We start from the raw sequence: 19,610 nt of genomic DNA on the forward strand, positions 1-19,610 counted from the left end.
TTTTTATATTAGTCTAAATTTTAGTAATTTTATATATAAATTTGAAATTTGTTTTCAAAAGAGTTGACAAAAAAGATAAAAAATGCAATTATGTAAAAAGTTCAAAAATAATGTTCTTTAAAAATATATCAGAAAATTTGTGTGGGCACGCCAAAAATTTAAGAATGAATTATTTAATATTTTACTTATGTAAAATAATTTTATTTTTATAAATGAATTTTAATTGAAGAGTTTGATCATGGCTCAGATTGAACGCTGGCGGCAAGCTTAACACATGCAAGTCGAGCGGCAACGCGAGAAAATTTTTTATTTTTTTGGCGGCGAGCGGCAAACGGGTGAGTAATATCTGGGGATCTGCCTAAAAGAGGGGGACAACTATTGGAAACGATAGCTAATACCGCATAATGTTGAAAAACCAAAGTAGGGGACCAAAAAGTTTTTTTTGGCCTTATGCTTTTAGATGAACCCAGACGAGATTAGCTTGATGGTAGGGTAATGGCTTACCAATGCGACGATCTCTAGCTGGTCTGAGAGGATGGCCAGCCACACTGGAACTGAGATACGGTCCAGACTCCTACGGGAGGCAGCAGTGGGGAATATTGCACAATGGGCGAAAGCCTGATGCAGCTATGCCGCGTGTATGAAGAAGGCCTTAGGGTTGTAAAGTACTTTCAGCGGGGAAGAAAAAGAATTTGTTTAATAAATAAATTTTTCTGACGTTACCCGCAAAAGAAGCACCGGCTAACTCCGTGCCAGCAGCCGCGGTAATACGGAGGGTGCGAGCGTTAATCAGAATTACTGGGCGTAAAGAGCACGTAGGTGGTTTTTTAAGTCAGATGTGAAATCCCTCGGCTTAACCAAGGAACTGCATTTGAAACTGAAATACTAGAGTATCATCGAGGGAGGTAGAATTCTAGGTGTAGCGGTGAAATGCGTAGATATCTAGAGGAATACCTGTGGCGAAAGCGGCCTCCTAAATGAATACTGACGCTGAGGTGCGAAAGCATGGGGAGCAAACAGGATTAGATACCCTGGTAGTCCATGCCGTAAACGATGTCGACTTGGAGGTTGCTTCCTAGAGAAGTGGCTTCCGAAGCTAACGCGTTAAGTCGACCGCCTGGGGAGTACGGTCGCAAGGCTAAAACTCAAATGAATTGACGGGGGCCCGCACAAGCGGTGGAGCATGTGGTTTAATTCGATGCAACGCGAAGAACCTTACCTGGTCTTGACATCCATAGAATTTTTTAGAGATAAAAAAGTGCCTTCGGGAACTATGAGACAGGTGCTGCATGGCTGTCGTCAGCTCGTGTTGTGAAATGTTGGGTTAAGTCCCGCAACGAGCGCAACCCCTATCCTTTGTTGCCATCGGTTCGGCCGGGAACTCAGAGGAGACTGCCGGTTATAAACCGGAGGAAGGTGGGGATGACGTCAAGTCATCATGGCCCTTACGACCAGGGCTACACACGTGCTACAATGGCATATACAAAGAGATGCAACTCTGTAAAGATGAGCAAACCTCATAAAGTACGTCGTAGTCCGGACTGGAGTCTGCAACTCGACTCCACGAAGTCGGAATCGCTAGTAATCGTAGATCAGAATGCTACGGTGAATACGTTCCCGGGCCTTGTACACACCGCCCGTCACACCATGGGAGTGGGTTGCAAAAGAAGCAGGTAGCTTAACCATTTTTAATGGAGGGCATCTTCCACTTTGTGATTCATGACTGGGGTGAAGTCGTAACAAGGTAACCGTAGGGGAACCTGCGGTTGGATCACCTCCTTACAAATAATTCTTAATTTTAGGTCGTGTCCACACAAATTTTCTGGTTGCTTTTAAAGCAGGCTTGTAGCTCAGCTGGTTAGAGCACACCCCTGATAAGGGTGAGGTCGGTGGTTCAATTCCACTCAGGCCTATTATTTCATTAAATAATAATTGTTTTTCGGGGCTGTAGCTCAGATGGGAGAGCGCCTGCCTTGCACGCAGGAGGTCAGCGGTTCGACCCCGCTTAGCTCCATATTCATTTTTGAAATTCCTCTTTCATTTTTCTTAACTTAGACAAAATATTTAATTCAAATGTTAAGTCTTTATGAATTTTTGTAGATTTCTTGACAAAATTTTTATTTAGATTTAAAAATGGATTTATTTCTTTTTCTATTTTAAGAGTACTGGGTAGAGTAACTTTATTTTTCATGCGAAGATTTTGAACATTTTTAAAAAATTTAGATATTTTTTTGTTTTTAGGATACATAGAATTAGAAAACTTTAAGTTATTTAATGTATATTCATGAGACGGATAAATTAAAGTATTTTGAGGTAAACGTGTAATTTTTTTTAATGAAATATACATTTTTATAAGCATTCCATTTTCTATTTTCCCACATCCTCCGGAAAATAATACATCTCCACAAAATAAATGAGGTTTTTTATAAAAAGAAATATGATTAGATGTATGACCTGGAGTTGAAATGATTTTAAATTTGTAATTTAATATAGTAATATAACTATTTTTTTTCAAAATTTTATCTGTTCTAAGTTTCATTGCTTCTTTTGGTCCAAATACGTATAATTTAGGATATAGTTTTAATAATTTTTTTATACCTCCAATATGATCTTTGTGGTAGTGTGTAAGTAAAATAGCTACTGGATGTAAATTATATTTCTTGAGAGCATTTAAAATTGGAACATCATCACCTGGATCAATAATAATACAACAATTATTATTATTTATAATTATCCAGACATAGTTATCGCAAAATATTGGAATAATTTTAATTTTCATATTTATATTTATATTAATATTCTATATTTTATTAAAATAATTTTATTATTCAATTAAATTGAAATATGATACATTCATAATATTAGGGTATATAACCAATATCTTTAAAAGTAGGGTGTTTTGCAGAATATTGAGCTAAAGTATTACATTTTTCATTTTCTACATGTCCTGAATGACTTTTTATCCATTTCCAAGTGATATTGTGAAATTTTGAAATGTAATTTAATCGCATCCATAAATCAATATTTTTGACTTTTTTGTTGCGCGAAGTTTTCCAATTGTTTAATTTCCATTGTTTTATCCACGATACAATTCCGTTTTTTACGTATTGGCTATCGATTATAACTTTTATTATATATGATTTTTTAAGTTTTTCTAAAGCAATTATAACTCCCATTAATTCCATCCTATTGTTTGTAGTTTGATAAAATCCTGAGCTAATTATTAATTCATGGGATTTATATTTAATTATTGAACTATATCCACCTGGGCCAGGATTTCCTAAACAAGATCCATCTGAAAATACTTTAATATATTGCGACATAATTTTTTTCCCGTATAATTATAATATATGAAACATAAAAAGCTTGAAAAAAGAACAATTGTTTTAGATACTGAAACAACTGGAATGAACCGCATAGGATGTTTTTATAAAACTCATAGAATCATAGAAATAGGAGCGGTAGAAATTGTTGATAACTGTATTATAGAAAAAAATTTTCATTCATATATTTGTCCTGATAGATTAATTGATCGAGATGCTTTTAAAATTCACGGCATTTCTAATAACTTTTTATTAGATAAACCTAAATTTTTTGAAATAGCTCCTGATTTTTTAAAATATGTAAAAGATTCTGAACTAATAATTCATAATTCTAAATTTGATATAAGTTTTATTAATTATGAATTAAGTATGTTAAATTTAAATACAAAAAATATTTTGGATATTTGTAATGTTATTGATACTTTAGAAATAGCACGTAAAATATTTCCAGGCAAGAAAAATACTTTAGATGCTTTGTGTTTGCGATATAAAATTCATACGAATAACAGAAATATTCATAGTGCTATTTATGATGCTAAACTATTAGCTAAAGTATATATTTTTATGAAAAATCGTCAAGAATCTTTACCTTTTTTAAGTACTAATCATCATCTATATCATAAAAAAAGAAAGTGCAATGTCTTAAAAAAATTTAAATTAAAGTCTAAATTTGCAAAAAATTGTGATATTATTTTACATGAGAAATATTTACAAAAAATGATAAAAAAAACAGGAAAATGTATATGGATGAATAAAAAGTAAAAATTAAACTGTATTGACAAAGATATAATTAAATCATATAATCTAATAAAAAATTTATGAATGTATGGTGCGGTAGTTCAGTAGGTTAGAATATCGGCTTGTCACGCCGGAGGTCACGGGTTCGAGCCCCGTCCGCACCGGTTTTTTAACGAGTTTTTAAAAATTTATAATATATTTTCTCTCCTTAATAATTTTTATATAAAATTTTAATTCAAAAAATTAAAACTGTTAAAAATTTTTATTTAAAAGTTCAACAATGTAAAAATGTGAATTTTTTAAATAATTGATTTTTTAAAAAATAAAAATAAAAATCTCTTTTTAAAAACTTATATTTTAAATATATCATGTCTTGTATTTTTTGTATTTCATATTATTTAATTTTATTTCAAACATATTTAAAAAATAATTTTAGCATAAATTTTGTGATTTTTTGTTTAATTAAAAAGATTATACAGAATTGCATTATTGTAGGTTTTATATGAGTAAGAAATACATTGTTACTTGGGATATGCTACAAATTTATGCTAGAAAATTAGCTTGTAAATTGCTTCCAGTGACGCAATGGGAAGGTATCATTGCAGTTAGTAGGGGAGGGTTAATTCCATCAGCATTATTAGCAAGAGAATTAAACATTAGATTTATAGATACTATATGTATATCTAGTTATGATCACAATAATTTGCGTGATTTAAGAATTTTAAAATATGCTTCGAAACAAGAAATTAACGAATCTAAAATTATTGTAGTTGACGATTTAGTAGATACAGGAGGAACAGGTCAAGTAATTCGTCATATATATCCTAAAGCTACTTTTGTAGCTATTTTTTCTAAGCCAATGGGAAGGCTATTAGTAGATAAATATGTTATAGATATTCCCCAGAAAGTTTGGATTGAACAGCCATGGGACATGGGAATTTCTTATAAATCCCCATTAGTACAAGATTTTTAAAAGTTTTGATATGTATTTTTATCATTACATAAGAATGTTATTTTAAATAATTCAAAAAATTTTAAGTATAAAAAGAAATGCTTTATTTTTGGAGTATTGATATGAACGATAAATCATTAGATAACGATAATTTTTTTAATAATGTTAGTAAAAAACGTGATGATGTAACTTCAAAGGAAAAAATAAGTTCAGAGAAAATTAATATTCTTAACAAAGAATTAAAGATCTTGGAAGAAAAAATTTCAAACAAAAAATTATTATCAAAAGAAAAAATAAAATTATATCGGAATAGAGCAAACAAAGAAATTGAAAATGCTTATAAATTTTCTTTAAATGATTTTATTAGTGCATTACTTCCTGTTGTTGATAATGTTGAATGCTCATTAAATTTGCTTAAAGAAAATGATACATCGTTAGATTCCATATGTGTAAAATTGGAAAATATATTAAGTGATTTTTTGAAATTATTAAAAAAATGTGGTTTAAAAACAATATATAAATCGAACATTCCATTCAATCCTGATGTACATCAGGCTATGGCTACACAGCATTCTAAAAATATAGAAGAAAACCATATTATTTCGGTTATGCAAAAAGGTTATTTGTTGAATGGCAGGTTATTACGTCCAGCAATGGTGATAGTTTCTAAACTATAAAATATAGTAAACTTTTAAAATAATTCGACTTTTTATTATTCTCTTGCAGAAAACGCAGTTTTTTTATCACATGTTTTGTTCTGCAAGATATATATTTTTAATTATTTATTTTTTAATAGAATATTTTTTCGTCTTCGTTCTTTAGGATCTATTAGTAATGTTCTATAAATTTCAATTCGATCTCCATCATTTACGAAATCTTGTAAATCAACTATTTTTCCATATATTCCTACATTATTATTTTCAATGTTTATTTTTAAATCTTTAATAATGTTAGAAGTTAAAATAGCTTTTTTTATAGAAATTTTATGTTTTAGTGTCATTTTTTCTATATATTGTTTATTTTTTAAAGCGTATATAATTAGAATATTAATTAATTTCATAAAACATTTTGTCATTTTTAATTATTAGAAAGTAATAGTAATACAAAAAATAAAAATCTTTTAGAAAAAATTTAAAAAATAAATATTTTAAAATATTATTTATATTTTATTAAGGATTGATATTTATGATAGAAAAAAAAAGATCAAATAATCTAATTATAAACATTTTTGTTAATAAAAAAGCAAAATATGAATATTTTATTCAAGAACGTTTAGAAGCAGGTTTAGTTTTATTTGGATGGGAAGTAAAAGCGTTTAAATCAAGAAATATAAACATTAGTAATAGCTATATTTCTTTTCGATTAGGTGAATGTTACTTAGTTGGATCACAATTTAATACTATTTCTACAATGCAATCATGTATACCAATTTGTAATCCTCAAAGAGATAAAAAGATATTGTTGCATAAGCATGAAATTATTGCTTTGCAAAATAAAATATATAAAAAAGGTTATACTGTCATAGTTTTATCATGTTTTTTAAAAAATAACTGGTGTAAAATTGAAATTGCTGTTGCAAAAGGAAAAACACAATATGATAAACGTGAAACTAAGAAAAAATCTCAATGGAAATTAGAGAAAAGTAGAATTTTAAAAAGAACAAATTAATTTTCATATTTAAATTTAATGATTAAATTACTAATTTACTTAGGAAAAAATGAAAAAAAATGATATATACTTTATGGAACAAGCTTTAAATCTTGCTAAATCAGCTGAAATAAAAGAAGAAGTTCCAGTTGGAGCAGTTTTAGTTTTAAATAATATTATTATTGGAGAAGGAGCAAATAGTTCTATTACACGACATGATCCTACTGCTCATGCTGAAATAATAGCATTGCGCTCAGGAGGAACATTTTTGAAAAATTATCGTTTACTTAGTACTACTTTGTACGTTACGTTAGAACCGTGTTTTATGTGTTATGGAGCAATTCTACATAGTAGAATATCTCGACTAGTATTTGGAACAAGTTATAAAAAATGCAAAAAAAATTATACCCATTTTAACGATTATTTATTAAAAACAATTCACCAAAATAAAATAAAAATTACAAAAAATGTTTTACAAGAAGATTGTAAAAATATACTGAAATTTTTTTTTCAGCATAAAAGAAAAAACAATTTTTAAAAATTTCATTTGTATTAATTTTATTTTTCAATTACAACAACAGAAGTAATATATGATTTTTCATCACTTAAGCTCACATGGATTAAACTAATATTTAATTTTGTAGAAGCTTTTTTTGCTTGTTTTAACATCTTTAAATAAGGTTTGCCTAAATTATCATGATATAATTCAAAATTGTTAAATTTTATTCCATTCCTTATTCCTATACCTAAAGCTTTTGAAGCTGCTTCTTTTACAGAAAATCTTTTTGCTAAAAATAGAACAGGGTTTGTATTTTTTTTGTATTCTTTTAGTTCATTTTTAGATAATATACGACGCGATAATTTTTCTCCAAATTTTTTATAAGCTATTCTTTGAATTCTTTTGATAGATATAATGTCAATTCCTATTCCAACAATACTCATAAAATTTTTAAAACCTCAAGTAATAATAATTTTTAAAAATTTTCGTTTTTATTTTCTTAAAATATTTGTAAATAAACTTGTATATTTTTTGAATATATTATTTATGAATTTAGTATTTTAAATTTCAGAATATATTTTTTTATTTTTAGTTACAAATATTGATAGATATACTGAACTTTTGAGATATTTTTCTATTTCTTTTCTAGCCATAGTACCACATAATTTTATTATTTTTCCATTATTTCCAATAACAATTTTTTTATGTTGGTTATTTTTTACGAAAACGTTTGCTTTTATAATATACATTCCTATCTTATTAATATTAATGTTTTTCACGATAATTTTTATTGAATAAGATAGTTCATCTCTTAAATAAAATATAAATTTTTCTCGAATAATCTCCTTTATTTTAAAATTTAAGTCATAATTTGTAATTTGATCACATAGAAATTTCGGTTCAGATTTTGGTAAAAATTTTTGTACTATACATGATAGTAAATTGATGTTTTCTCCTGTTTTTCCCGAAATAGGTAAAATATGTTTAAAAGGATGTTTATCTTTTAAAAAATCAATATGTGGTAATAATATTTTTTTGTTAGAAATTTTGTCGTTTTTATTAATAATAGCTATTACAGGAGTAACATTATATTTTATGATATTTAGCACTAAATCGTCTTCTGATGTCCAATTTGCTTTATCTAAAATCAATAATGTTAATTCTGAATTTTTACATAATTTTTTAATGTAATGATATTTTTTTTTATTTTTAAAATACAAATTTTTATAAGATATTCCCGGTGTATCTGTATAAATTGCTTGAAAAATACTGGTGTTTTGAATTCCAATAATATTACTTTGAGTAGTATGTGGTTTTTTAGAAACTATAGATATTTTTGACTTAACTAATGTATTGATAAGTGTTGATTTTCCTACATTAGGCTTCCCAACAATAGTAATTTTACCACAATAAATTATTTTCTTCATTCTAATCCTAATTTTATCAATGCATTTTGAGCAGCTTCTTGTTCTGCTTTTCTTCGACTAGAACCAATTCCAATGGATTTTTCATTTATTCCAGAAATTTCACAATAAATAGTAAATAATTGGTTATGTGCTTCTCCATATACTTGTTCTACTAAATATGAAGGTAAAGGTAAATGTCTTGATTGTAGATATTCTTGCAATCTGGTTTTTGGATCTTTTTGAGTATCTTCAGGACTAATTTTTTCTAATCTATTTTTGTACCATTTTAAAATTAATTTTTCTACTGTATGCAAATTACTATCTAAAAATATACTTCCTATAATAGCTTCTATTGTATTTGCTAATATTGATTCTCTTTTGAAACCACCACTTTTTAATTCGCCTTGTCCTAATTGCAAATAATTTCCTAAATTAAATTCATATGCTATTTTTGCTAAAGTATTACCCCTCACTAATGTTGCTCTCATGCGGCTCATTCCTCCTTCATTCACATTAGGAAAATAATGGTATAGTGCGTTAGCTATTACAAAACTTAGAATAGAATCACCTAAAAATTCTAATCTTTCGTTATGTTTGCTATTTGCACTTCTATGAGTTAGTGCTTGAATTAGTAATTTTTTTTTAGAAAAAGTATATCCTAAAGTTTTTTGTAATTTTTGTATTACATTATAATTCATGTTAATATTAGTCACACTGATTTAATAATTTTCATATTAAATAACAATTTTATATATATTGAATAATATGAAATGGTAACATATCTTAAATCATTTCAATATATACTTCCAATTCGATTAATTCGAATATTTTCTATCCAACTATTTTTTATTTTTTCAAAACTCATCCATATAATTATAGCTTTTCCTACTAAATTTTTTTCTGGAACAAATCCCCAATACCGACTATCTAAACTATTATCTCTATTGTCTCCCATTACAAAATACATTTCATCAGGAACAATCCATTCGCCTTTATTGTGATTAATTTGCTGAAAATACATATATGTTTTTTCAATTATTTCTTGCGAAAATAATATTTTATATTTTAATTTTTGTAATTGTTCTGTACACATATTTAAATGAAAAAAATTATTTTTTATTTGTTTAGAAGATCTTGTAAAGTTATCATAGAAAGTAGGAATCTTTATATTATCGTTAAGTATTTGAATAAAATTACTAGGTTTTGTATTAATGTGAGAAATAAAAATTCTTTTCTTGGAATTTTTAAATTGCACAATTAGATTTTTAGAAGATGAATTATATATAATTTTATCTCCAGGTAATCCAATTACGCGCTTAATATAATTTAAATGTGTATTTAAAGGATATTTGAAAACTATTACATCGCCATGTTGAGGATTGTTTACATTAATCCATTTAGTATGAGTAATGGGGTTTTTAATTCCATAAGAAAACTTGTCTACTAATATCAAATCACCTGCAAATAATGTAGGCATCATTGATTCAGACGAAATTTTAAACGGCTCATACAAAAATGATCTAATTAAAAATATTGCAAGAAAAATAGGAAAAAGAGATGCAAGGAATTGAATTAAACTATTAAAATATATTAATTTTTTATTAATATTTTCCGTTTTATATATTTCATTTTTCTTTTTTTTTTTGTTTTTTGAATTGTTTTATTTTTTGTAGAGTCCAAAATATTCCTGTGACTGATAAAGAAATTATCAATGATATAATTAAATAATCGCTATTCATAAAATTCCACATTTTTTAATTTTTAATTAAATTTATTTTTCAGCACTGATAAAAAAATTTCTTTTGGTATATTGATATTTCCTATTTTCTTCATTTTCTTTTTCCCCATTTTTTGTTTTTTTAATAATTTCTTTTTTCTAGTTATGTCACCTCCGTAACATTTTTCTAGAACATTTTTTCTGAGTTGTTTAATAATAGATCGTGCAATAATTTTTTTCCCTATTACTGCTTGAATAGTAATATTAAATTGATGTCTAGGAATTAATGTTTTCATCTTTTCTATTATTTTTCGTCCTTGAACGATTGCTTTTTTCTTGTGAACAATTAATGATAAAGCATCAATAATTTTATGATTAATTAATATTTCTAATTTTTGCATGTCGGAAGATTCATATGATTCAAAATTATATTCTAAAGAAGCATATCCACTAGATTTTGATTTAAGTTGATCAAAAAAATCTAATATAATTTCTGATATAGGTATATTATAGTCTAACAATACTTGATTTCCATAATAAGTTAAGTTATTTTGCGTTCCTCTTTTTATGGAACATAATAATAATATATTTCCTAAATATTGTGTTGGAAGAAGAATTTTACATTTAGCTATAGGTTCTTGAATTTCTTTTATTAAATTTAATTTTGGTAATTTCGATGGAGAATCTAAAAAAATTATCTTATTATCATTGGTAATAATTTTATATATAACATTGGGAATAGTAGTTATTATTTCTAGATTATATTCTCTTTCTAATCGTGCTTGTATAATTTCCATATGTAAAAGTCCTAAAAATCCGCATCTAAATCCGAATCCTAACGCTATAGAAGTTTCAGGTTCATAAAAAAGTGATGAATCATTTAAACTTAATTTTCTTAATGCATTTTTAAAGATTTTAAATTGATTTGATTGAATAGTAAATAAACCTGCATAAATTTTAGGTTTAATTTTTTTAAATCCGGGTAATACATGTTTGTTTGAACTATATATGGAAGTTAACGTATCTCCAACAGGTGCTCCAGAAATGTTTTTAATTCCGCATACGATCCAACCTATTTCTCCACATTGTAAAGAATTTTTATGTATTTGTTTTGGAGTAAATATTCCTATCTTTTCTACAAAATAAATTTTTCCTGTACTCATTACTTTGATCTGAGATTTTTTTTTAAGAACTCCATTTTTTATGCAAATTAAGGATATTATACCTAAATAGTTATCAAACCAAGAATCAATGATTAAAGCTTGCAATTCATTAGTATTGTTTCCTAATGGAGGTGGTATATCGCAAATAATACGTTCTAATAAATTTAAAATACCTTCACCAGTTTTAGCTGAACAATACACTGAATTTTCAGTTGAAATTCCAATAATTTCCTGTATATTTTTTTTGACTTTTTCAGGATTAGAATTAGGTAAATCGATTTTGTTTAAAACAGGTATAATTTTCAAATTCATATTTAAAGCTTTGTAACAGTTTGATACAGTTTGCGCTTCAACTCCTTGTGCTGAATCTACAATAAGCAGAACTCCTTCACAAGCAAATAAAGAGCGCGATACTTCATATGAAAAATCTACGTGTCCAGGAGTATCAATAAAATTTAACTGATATGTTTTTTTTTTTATAGATTTATATTGTATTGTAACATTTCGTGCTTTAATTGTAATTCCTCTCTCCCTTTCTAAATCCATGGAATCTAATACTTGAGAACGCATTTCTCTTTCTGATAATCCTCCACACATTTGAATTAATCTATCAGAGATAGTTGATTTTCCATGATCAACATGAGCAATAATACAAAAATTTCTTATTTCTTTCATTTATTTTTACGTCGCTTTTTATATAATGAACTATTTTTTATGTTAAATTGAATTAGTATTTTTAAAAAAATTTTAATGTGTTTTTACAATTTAATATTTTATTCATTTTTTTACATTTTGAATGATATATATTCAAATTAATACTAAAAAATGACATGTTAAGATTAAAAAAAGATATAAACTATATTTTTAAAACTTATATGATTAAAATATTAAAGTATTCTTGATTAGAAACATTTTTATTATTATATTTTTACATGATAAAAATTATTTTTAAAATAGTCTATATTATTATATATAATGTAAAGTTATTAATAATTTTATTTTAATATAGATAAAAAATTCATATATAATTATTAAACAATATTTTTAAAACTTACTATATGTTAATATCAAAAAAGAAAGTAATTCTAGCTATGTCTGGGGGAGTAGATTCTTCTGTCTCTGCTTGGATTTTAAAAAATCAGAATTATCATGTAGAAGGATTATTTATGAAAAATTGGGAAGAACATGATAATTCTTTGTATTGCTCTTCAAAAATAGATTTAGAAGATGCTGAAAATGTTTGTAATCAACTGGGAATACGTTTAAATAAAGTCAATTTTTCTTTTGAATATTGGAATAATGTATTTAAAAAATTTTTAAAAGAATATCAGTTGGGAAAAACTCCTAATCCTGATGTTTTATGTAACAAAGAAATAAAATTTAAAATGTTTTATGAGTTTGCTTTCAATAATTTAAATGCAGATTTCATTGCTACTGGTCATTATGTACGCAAAAAAAAATTCAAGTCATCTTTTATTCTTTTAAAAGGTATGGATTCTGCAAAAGATCAAAGTTATTTTTTATATACAATTAAAAATAAGGTTCTTAGTAAATGTTTATTCCCTTTAGGTCAATTGACTAAAAATATTGTTCGGAAACTCGCTAAAAGTTTAAATTTAATTGTATCTAACAAAAAAAATTCTACTGGAATTTGTTTTATTAATCCCAAGAACTTTAATAATTTTCTAAGTACTTATATTATTCACAAAAAAGGAGATATAATAACTACTTCTAAAAACGTTATAGGAAAACATAAAGGATTAATACATTATACTATAGGACAAAGAAAAGGATTAGGAATAGGAGGAATGAAAAATACTAAAAATATTCCATGGTATGTCGTTAAAAAAGACATTGTTTTAAATACTTTAACAGTAGCTCAAGGTATAAATAATGTTCACTTGATGTCTATAGGTTTAATAGCATATAAATTACACTGGATAAATAATATAATGTTAGATAGCCCTTTTTCATGTTCAGTAAAAATACGATATTGTCATGATGATATTATGTGTAAAATACTTATGTATAAAAAGAAATTTCTTAAAGTTTTGTTTAAGCATCCAGTTTCATCAATTACTCCTGGACAATCTGCAGTGTTTTATTCGTCTGAAATATGCCTTGGAGGGGGGATTATTAAAAAAAGATTACCTATGTTAACAACTTAAGTATATTATAATATTTCAAATATTGGGAAAGTATAATTTGTGACTAAAAATTTTTATTCAATTATATTATCTCTTTTTAAAATATTTCAATCTATTGCTGTTGTTTTTAATTGTCTCATGTCGAAATATATGATTTCAATGTACGTAAAAGTATTGATAGTCATATTAAATATTGATCAGAGAATCATGTTATCTGTATAAAAAATTCAGAAAACAATTTAAAATTAGGAATAATTACATTACTTTTTGTTTATTGAACAATTCTAACAGTTATAATATTTTAAGAAAAACATTACACCATATACTCAGAATAATTGTTTTAAAAAAATCGAATAAAAATATTATTTATGATGAAATGCTACATCAATGAATTTCTAAATTAATTAAAAAAATATAAACTGTTTTAATTCATGTGATATATTGTTTGATCAAATATTAAAAATATGTTTAGACAATTAGGTGCACAAATAGAAATATTTGGTTCTTAAGGAGTGTTAAAAATTTATTAATACACAATAAAATTTGTTGTGTATTGCATACAAGAATTTGTTCGATTGTTTTATAGAAAAAATTAGTTAAAATTTTTTAATCTTATTATTTTAAAAATCAGATATATAATCAAGTTGATAGTGTATTGAAAAATTTTTGTTCTTGATTTTTATCTATAAATTTATAATTTATATTTTAAAAGAGGCAAATATATCATGATATTATCATCTCTTACAGCTATTTCACCTATTGATGGGCGTTATAGTAATCATACCTCGAAATTACGCGATATTTTTAGTGAATATGCATTCTTAAAATTTCGTGTAAAAATCGAATTATTGTGGTTAAAAAAATTATTAACATTAAATGAAATAAATATATCTTTGAAGAAAAATATAAACATTAATTATTATTTTGATGAAATTATAAATAATTTTAACGAAAATGATGCTCAAAACATAAAAAAATTAGAGAAAACTATTAATCATGATGTGAAATCAATAGAATATTTTTTAAAGGATAAACTTTTTAAAATACTAGGAAAACATCAAGTTATTAATTTAGTACATTTTTTATGTACTTCAGAAGATATAAATAATTTAGCTTATTCTTTAATGTTAAAAACTGCTAGAGAAAAAATTATTGTTCCAATTTGGAGTAATATTATAAAAGAAATAAAGAAGATTATATCTCATTATTATAATTTTCCTATTTTATCTCGTACTCATGGACAACCAGCTACTCCTTCAACTATAGGGAAAGAAATGGTTAATTTTTCTTATAGAATAGAACGCCAGCTTAAACAATTAAAAAATATAAATCTATTAGGAAAAATAAATGGTTCTACTGGAAATTATAATGCTCATTTAGTTGCGTATCCTAATATTGATTGGCATACAGTAAGTAAAGATTTTGTTATGTCTCTGGGATTAACATGGAATCCTTATACTACTCAAATTGAACCACATGATTATATTTCTGAGTTTTTTAGTTGTATAGCTAGGGTTAATACAATTTTAATTAATTTTAATCAAGATATGTGGGGATATATTTCATTAAATTATTTTATTCAAAAAAATAATTCGCATGAAGTTGGATCGTCTATTATGCCTCATAAAATCAATCCTATAAATTTTGAAAATTCTGAAGGAAATTTAGGATTAGCAAATGCTATAATCAGTCATTGCGTTAATAAACTACCTATTTCTCGTTGGCAAAGAGATTTGAGTGATTCTACAGTTTTACGGAATATAGGATCAATAATAGCATATTCAATGATAGCGTATGATTCTCTTATAATAGGAGTTCAAAAATTAAAAGTTAATGAAGTACAATTACTAGAAGATTTGGATAAGCACTGGGAAATACTAGCAGAACCTATTCATACTGTAATGTGTAAATATGGAATAAGAAATTCTTATGAAAAATTAAAAATTTTAACAAAAGGAAATAAAATTAATTCAGCTATTATTCATAGTTATATTAATAGTTTAACTATTCCAGAAGAAGAAAAAATACAACTAATTCAGTTAACACCAATGAATTATTTAGGATTATCAACAAAATTAGCAAAAAACTTTAAAAATAAACAATATCATGAATAAAAAATTTAATTTATATTAAAAATTGTATTTTTATCATAATATTACAATACTAAAAAATTTAAATACCTTATGTAATTTAGAAAAATTCTATTTTTAAAAATATTTATGTATAAACTGAAATTATTAAAAAAAAAACAATATTAATTGTATATATTATTTTTATTATAACATTGTGTTCTGGATTTAAAAAAGTTAAAAAAAAACATACATACTACTATAAAGTGTCAATATGTAATCATTTTTGTTCGACTAATTTTATTGAGTCTTGGTTTACAATTATTAAAAAATCTTCAAAGAAATATGATGTCGATAAAAATTTGATTATGTCTATTATTTGTGCAGAATCATCTGGAAATTCACGAGCTATTAGTCGTTCCAAAGCTATTGGATTAATGCAAATAAAGAGATTTAGCGCAGGAAAAGAAGTATATCGTTTCTTAGGGAAAATAGGTCAACCTTCTGTTCGCGATTTATATAATCCTAAAATTAACATAGATATAGGAACAGCATATATTCATGTTTTACAGAAAAAAAATCTATTGGGTATTCATAATCCAGAAATATTAAGATACGCTACAATTATATCATATTCAAATGGACCTAATATGTTTTTAAGAACTTTATCTAATAATAAAGTTAAAGCGATAAAGAAATTAAATAAAATGAAAAAAAAAGAATTTTTTAATCATATAAAAAAAAAATTCAGAGTTACAAATCTGGAAATATCTTAAAAAAGTTATGTTGATATATAATTTAAATATTTTTATAAATCATTGAGATGATCTAAAATTTTTGTATTTTTTACAACAACAAAATTTTTATAGGATTTTTAAAATATGGGTTTTATGAAAGGTAAAAAAATTTTGATTACAGGAATAGCAAACCGAAATTCTATAGCTTTTGGAATAGCAAAAGCAATGATTTCACAAAATGCAACTTTAGCTTTTGCATATCATGTAAATAAAGTAAAAGAAAAAGTATATTCTTTATCAAGAGAATTAGGAGTGAAAATTGTATTTCCATGTGATGTTTCTAATGATAAAAGTATTAAACAATTATTTTTAAATATATCAAAAGAATGGAAGAAATTTGATGGATTTGTACATTCTATTTCTTTTGCTCCAAAAAATCAAATGTCTGGAGATTATATTAGAAATATAACGAGAAACGATTTTTTAAAGGTACACGACATTAGTTCTTATAGTTTTGTAGGAATGGCTAAGGAATGTCGATTTATGTTAAAGGAGCATTCTTCTATTTTAACTTTAAGTTATATAGGTTCTGAAAGAGTAGTTCCTAACTATAATATTATGGGCATTGCTAAAGCATCTTTAGAATGTAATGTAAGATATATGGCAAACAGTATGGGTATTGATAATATTAGAGTAAATGCAATTTCTTCAGCGCCTATAAGAACTGTATCTTCTTATGGAATTAAAAATTTTCGGAAAATACTAAATTATAGTAATGTTATAGCTCCTTACAAAGCAAAAGTGACTATTGAAGATATCGGAAATACTGCAGCATTTCTGTGTTCTAATTTATCAAAAGGTATTACTGGTCAAGTCATTTATGTAGATGGTGGTTTTAATATTACTTCTATGAATTGAGTGGAAGATAAAAATATATTTATAAAAATTAAATTATTTTTTAATTTTTTATTAAAAATAAATACGTTATTAATTTTTATAAATATCAAAGTTAATATTTTATTTCATTTATTTAATATAGGTTTTATAGATATGTTTCATAATCATCCGTTGCTTTCGAAACTAAAAACAAAATTACGTTCTCAAATACCACGTATTGAAGGAGTGGTAAAAAGTACAAATAAAGGATTTGGATTTTTGGAAGTAGATTCACATACTAGTTATTTTATACCACCAAAAAATATGAAAAAGGTAATGCATGGAGATCGCATTATAGCACAAATAAAAACTGAAAATTTTCGAGATATTGTATATCCAGAAAAATTAATAGAACCATTTTTATCTACATTCGTAGGACAAATACAGAAGTTTAAAGAAAACATTTATATAAAACCAAATTTTCCATTTTTTAAAGAACCAATTTTTTGTATAGTTTCTAGTTCATTTCCTAATAATACTCAAAATGGAGATTGGGCAACAGCTGTTTTAATTCAACATAAATTGAAAGGCGATAATAGGTTTTTAGCTAAATTGGTAAACTTTATTATTGAACAAGATAATCCATTAGTACCTTGGATAGTAACTTTATCACGTCATAAATTAGAACTATCCGAACCTCAATATAGTAGTCATGATATTATTTTCAATGACAGTTATAAAAGAGTAGATTTAACTCATTTGAATTTTATTACTATTGATCATTGTTCTACAAAGGATATCGATGATGCTTTATTTATAGAAAAGAAATCTTCAGGCACATTTAGCTTAATTGTTGCTATTTCAGATCCTACTGCATATATTACTTTAGGAAGCTCATTAGATACTAGTGCATTAAAAAGAGGATTTACAAATTATTTGCCTGGTTTTAATGTTCCTATGTTACCTAGAATTTTATCAGAAGATAAATGTTCATTAAAAAAAAATGTACGTCGTCCTGCTATTGCTTGTCAAATTTCTTTTGATTGCAATGGAGAAATACTGCACGAACATACTAATTTCTTTTTGACTTGGATTATTTCTAAATCTCAATTATCGTATGATTCTGTATCAGATTGGTTAGAAAAAAAAGGAACATGGTTTCCAGAATCTGATTTGATTTCTAATCAACTGTATTTATTACATGAATTTTGTAGTTTACGAATTCAATGGAGAAAAAAAAATGCTTTATTATTTAAAGCACGTCCAGAATATATTTTTAAATTATCAGAAAATTTTAAAATATTAGATATATATATTGAACCTAGAAGAATAGCTCATAAAATTGTTGAAGAAGCTATGATTGCAGCTAATATGTGTGCAGCAAAATTATTATCAGATAAGTTAGGATTTGGAATATACAATATACATTCTGGTTTTGAACTTACTAACGCTAAGAATGCTATTACATTTTTAAAAAAATATGGAATTTCATTAACTGTAAATGATATTCAAACTTTAGAAGGTTTTCGAAGACTGAGAAATATATTAAATGATTTTTCAAATGATTATCTTGATAGCCGTATTCAAAAGTTTTTATCTTTCGCAGAAATTAGTAATATACCAGGACCTCATCTTGCTTTAAGTTTTCCCGTTTATGCTACATGGACATCCCCTATTAGAAAGTACAGTGATATGATTAATCATCGACTTTTGAAAGTAATTATTACAGGAAAAGGGACGCTTATTTCCCCTACACATGAAGTTTTGAACATAATAAATGATCGGCGTCGCCGTATAAGGACAGCAGAACGAGATATAACAAATTGGTTATACATTTCTTTTTTTAAAAACATAGATTATCAAGGAAAAATTTTTAATGCTAAAATAATTGATATATTTCGTTCAGGAATGAAAACTAAATTGTTAGAAAATGGAGCAAATGTTTTCATACCATCTTCTTTTTTACATAGTATAAAACATGAAGTAGTATGCGATAAAGAGAAAGGAATTGTGTATATAATGGGGAAAAAACATTATACTATTTCTAATATTATTAAAATTATATTGATAGATGTAAAAATAGAAACAAAAAGTATTATAGGAAAACCTATTTAATATAAAAATATTATCTTATAAATAATATTTATATCATTTTTTTAAATTTCATATGCTAAACATAACTTTTTGTAAAAATAGTTTTGAATTAAATATTTTATAAAATTTATTTAATAAATTTAACATTTCTAAAATTTTTTAATAGAAATAGTATATTTAACTATTTTATGTGTTTTGTGAATTTATATTGAATCTTTTTAATTTTATTTTTTTTGTTTCTT

Annotated in this window: 18 protein-coding genes, 3 tRNA genes, 1 rRNA gene and 1 pseudogene; 15 read left to right on the forward strand and 8 right to left on the reverse strand. The window is 25.5% G+C overall.

Features of this window, described 5'->3' with window-relative positions; all coding sequences use genetic code 11:
- The first annotated feature begins 220 nt into the window (after positions 1-220).
- The 3 genes from U0T64_01145 to U0T64_01155 all read left to right on the forward strand — a co-directional run bounded on the left by U0T64_01145 (position 221) and on the right by U0T64_01155 (position 2,014).
- Positions 221-1,782 (forward strand): 16S ribosomal RNA (locus U0T64_01145).
- A gap of 57 nt (positions 1,783-1,839) precedes the next feature.
- A tRNA-Ile gene (locus U0T64_01150) sits at positions 1,840-1,913 on the forward strand.
- A 28-nt stretch (positions 1,914-1,941) separates the two neighbouring features.
- A tRNA-Ala gene (locus tag U0T64_01155) sits at positions 1,942-2,014 on the forward strand.
- Between the two features lie 3 nt (positions 2,015-2,017).
- On the opposite strand, the gene gloB is transcribed toward U0T64_01155, so the two are convergent.
- Both gloB and rnhA read right to left on the reverse strand, forming a co-directional pair.
- Positions 2,018-2,779 carry a hydroxyacylglutathione hydrolase gene (gene gloB, locus U0T64_01160; protein XBC41470.1) on the reverse strand — a complete coding sequence of 254 codons (762 nt, stop codon included), beginning with the start codon at positions 2,777-2,779 and terminating at the stop codon, positions 2,018-2,020.
- A gap of 82 nt (positions 2,780-2,861) precedes the next feature.
- Positions 2,862-3,323, reverse strand: coding sequence for a ribonuclease HI (rnhA, locus tag U0T64_01165; protein ID XBC41471.1), 462 nt, complete (start codon positions 3,321-3,323; stop codon positions 2,862-2,864).
- A 27-nt stretch (positions 3,324-3,350) separates the two neighbouring features.
- On the opposite strand from rnhA, the gene dnaQ reads away from it, so the two are divergent.
- From dnaQ to grpE, 4 genes are all read left to right on the forward strand, one after another.
- Positions 3,351-4,085: a DNA polymerase III subunit epsilon gene (dnaQ, locus tag U0T64_01170; GenBank protein XBC41472.1), complete on the forward strand. Its 735-nt coding sequence runs from the start codon at positions 3,351-3,353 to the stop codon at positions 4,083-4,085.
- Positions 4,086-4,151: 66 nt separating this feature from the next.
- A tRNA-Asp gene (locus U0T64_01175) sits at positions 4,152-4,225 on the forward strand.
- 338 nt (positions 4,226-4,563) lie between these two features.
- Positions 4,564-5,034, forward strand: coding sequence for a xanthine phosphoribosyltransferase (gene gpt / locus U0T64_01180; GenBank protein ID XBC41473.1), 471 nt, complete (start codon positions 4,564-4,566; stop codon positions 5,032-5,034).
- A 101-nt stretch (positions 5,035-5,135) separates the two neighbouring features.
- Positions 5,136-5,690: a nucleotide exchange factor GrpE gene (gene grpE, locus U0T64_01185; GenBank protein ID XBC41474.1), complete on the forward strand. Its 555-nt coding sequence runs from the start codon at positions 5,136-5,138 to the stop codon at positions 5,688-5,690.
- Between the two features lie 101 nt (positions 5,691-5,791).
- On the opposite strand, the gene U0T64_01190 is transcribed toward grpE, so the two are convergent.
- Positions 5,792-6,073, reverse strand: coding sequence for an RnfH family protein (locus U0T64_01190; GenBank protein ID XBC41475.1), 282 nt, complete (start codon positions 6,071-6,073; stop codon positions 5,792-5,794).
- A gap of 125 nt (positions 6,074-6,198) precedes the next feature.
- Here U0T64_01190 and smpB point away from each other — a divergent pair, with 125 nt between their 5' ends.
- Both smpB and tadA read left to right on the forward strand, forming a co-directional pair.
- Complete coding sequence (gene smpB, locus U0T64_01195; GenBank protein ID XBC41476.1) at positions 6,199-6,681, forward strand: SsrA-binding protein SmpB; 483 nt, start codon at positions 6,199-6,201, stop codon at positions 6,679-6,681.
- Positions 6,682-6,730: 49 nt separating this feature from the next.
- A complete protein-coding gene (tadA, locus tag U0T64_01200; GenBank protein XBC41477.1) occupies positions 6,731-7,198 on the forward strand; it encodes a tRNA adenosine(34) deaminase TadA in 468 nt (155 codons plus the stop codon).
- A gap of 20 nt (positions 7,199-7,218) precedes the next feature.
- Here tadA and acpS read toward each other — a convergent pair whose 3' ends face one another.
- From acpS to lepA, 5 genes and pseudogenes are all read right to left on the reverse strand, one after another.
- Complete coding sequence (gene acpS / locus U0T64_01205) at positions 7,219-7,602, reverse strand: holo-ACP synthase (GenBank protein XBC41478.1); 384 nt, start codon at positions 7,600-7,602, stop codon at positions 7,219-7,221.
- 117 nt (positions 7,603-7,719) lie between these two features.
- Positions 7,720-8,586, reverse strand: coding sequence for a GTPase Era (era, locus tag U0T64_01210; protein XBC41479.1), 867 nt, complete (start codon positions 8,584-8,586; stop codon positions 7,720-7,722).
- Positions 8,583-9,263 (reverse strand): ribonuclease III, encoded by a 681-nt coding sequence (rnc, locus tag U0T64_01215; protein XBC41480.1) that lies wholly within the window; start codon positions 9,261-9,263, stop codon positions 8,583-8,585. The genes era and rnc overlap by 4 nt, the downstream gene beginning before the upstream one ends.
- A gap of 95 nt (positions 9,264-9,358) precedes the next feature.
- A pseudogene (lepB, locus tag U0T64_01220) lies at positions 9,359-10,304 on the reverse strand (signal peptidase I).
- A gap of 22 nt (positions 10,305-10,326) precedes the next feature.
- Entirely contained in the window at positions 10,327-12,120 is a 1,794-nt protein-coding gene (lepA, locus tag U0T64_01225; protein XBC41481.1) for a translation elongation factor 4, read from the reverse strand.
- A gap of 383 nt (positions 12,121-12,503) precedes the next feature.
- On the opposite strand from lepA, the gene mnmA reads away from it, so the two are divergent.
- The 6 genes from mnmA to U0T64_01255 all read left to right on the forward strand — a co-directional run bounded on the left by mnmA (position 12,504) and on the right by U0T64_01255 (position 19,389).
- Positions 12,504-13,613, forward strand: coding sequence for a tRNA 2-thiouridine(34) synthase MnmA (mnmA, locus tag U0T64_01230; GenBank protein ID XBC41482.1), 1,110 nt, complete (start codon positions 12,504-12,506; stop codon positions 13,611-13,613).
- Positions 13,614-13,652: 39 nt separating this feature from the next.
- Positions 13,653-13,814, forward strand: coding sequence for a hypothetical protein (locus tag U0T64_01235; GenBank protein ID XBC41483.1), 162 nt, complete (start codon positions 13,653-13,655; stop codon positions 13,812-13,814).
- Positions 13,815-14,317: 503 nt separating this feature from the next.
- Positions 14,318-15,706, forward strand: coding sequence for an adenylosuccinate lyase (purB, locus tag U0T64_01240; GenBank protein ID XBC41484.1), 1,389 nt, complete (start codon positions 14,318-14,320; stop codon positions 15,704-15,706).
- 221 nt (positions 15,707-15,927) lie between these two features.
- Positions 15,928-16,437, forward strand: coding sequence for a transglycosylase SLT domain-containing protein (locus U0T64_01245; protein XBC41485.1), 510 nt, complete (start codon positions 15,928-15,930; stop codon positions 16,435-16,437).
- 105 nt (positions 16,438-16,542) lie between these two features.
- Positions 16,543-17,316, forward strand: coding sequence for an enoyl-ACP reductase (locus U0T64_01250; GenBank protein ID XBC41486.1), 774 nt, complete (start codon positions 16,543-16,545; stop codon positions 17,314-17,316).
- 132 nt (positions 17,317-17,448) lie between these two features.
- Positions 17,449-19,389 (forward strand): exoribonuclease II, encoded by a 1,941-nt coding sequence (locus U0T64_01255; protein ID XBC41487.1) that lies wholly within the window; start codon positions 17,449-17,451, stop codon positions 19,387-19,389.
- The last annotated feature ends 221 nt before the right edge of the window (positions 19,390-19,610 follow it).

It is taken from the genome of Buchnera aphidicola (Nurudea yanoniella) (assembly GCA_039829995.1).
Lineage (GTDB): Bacteria > Pseudomonadota > Gammaproteobacteria > Enterobacterales > Enterobacteriaceae > Buchnera_B > Buchnera_B aphidicola_AV.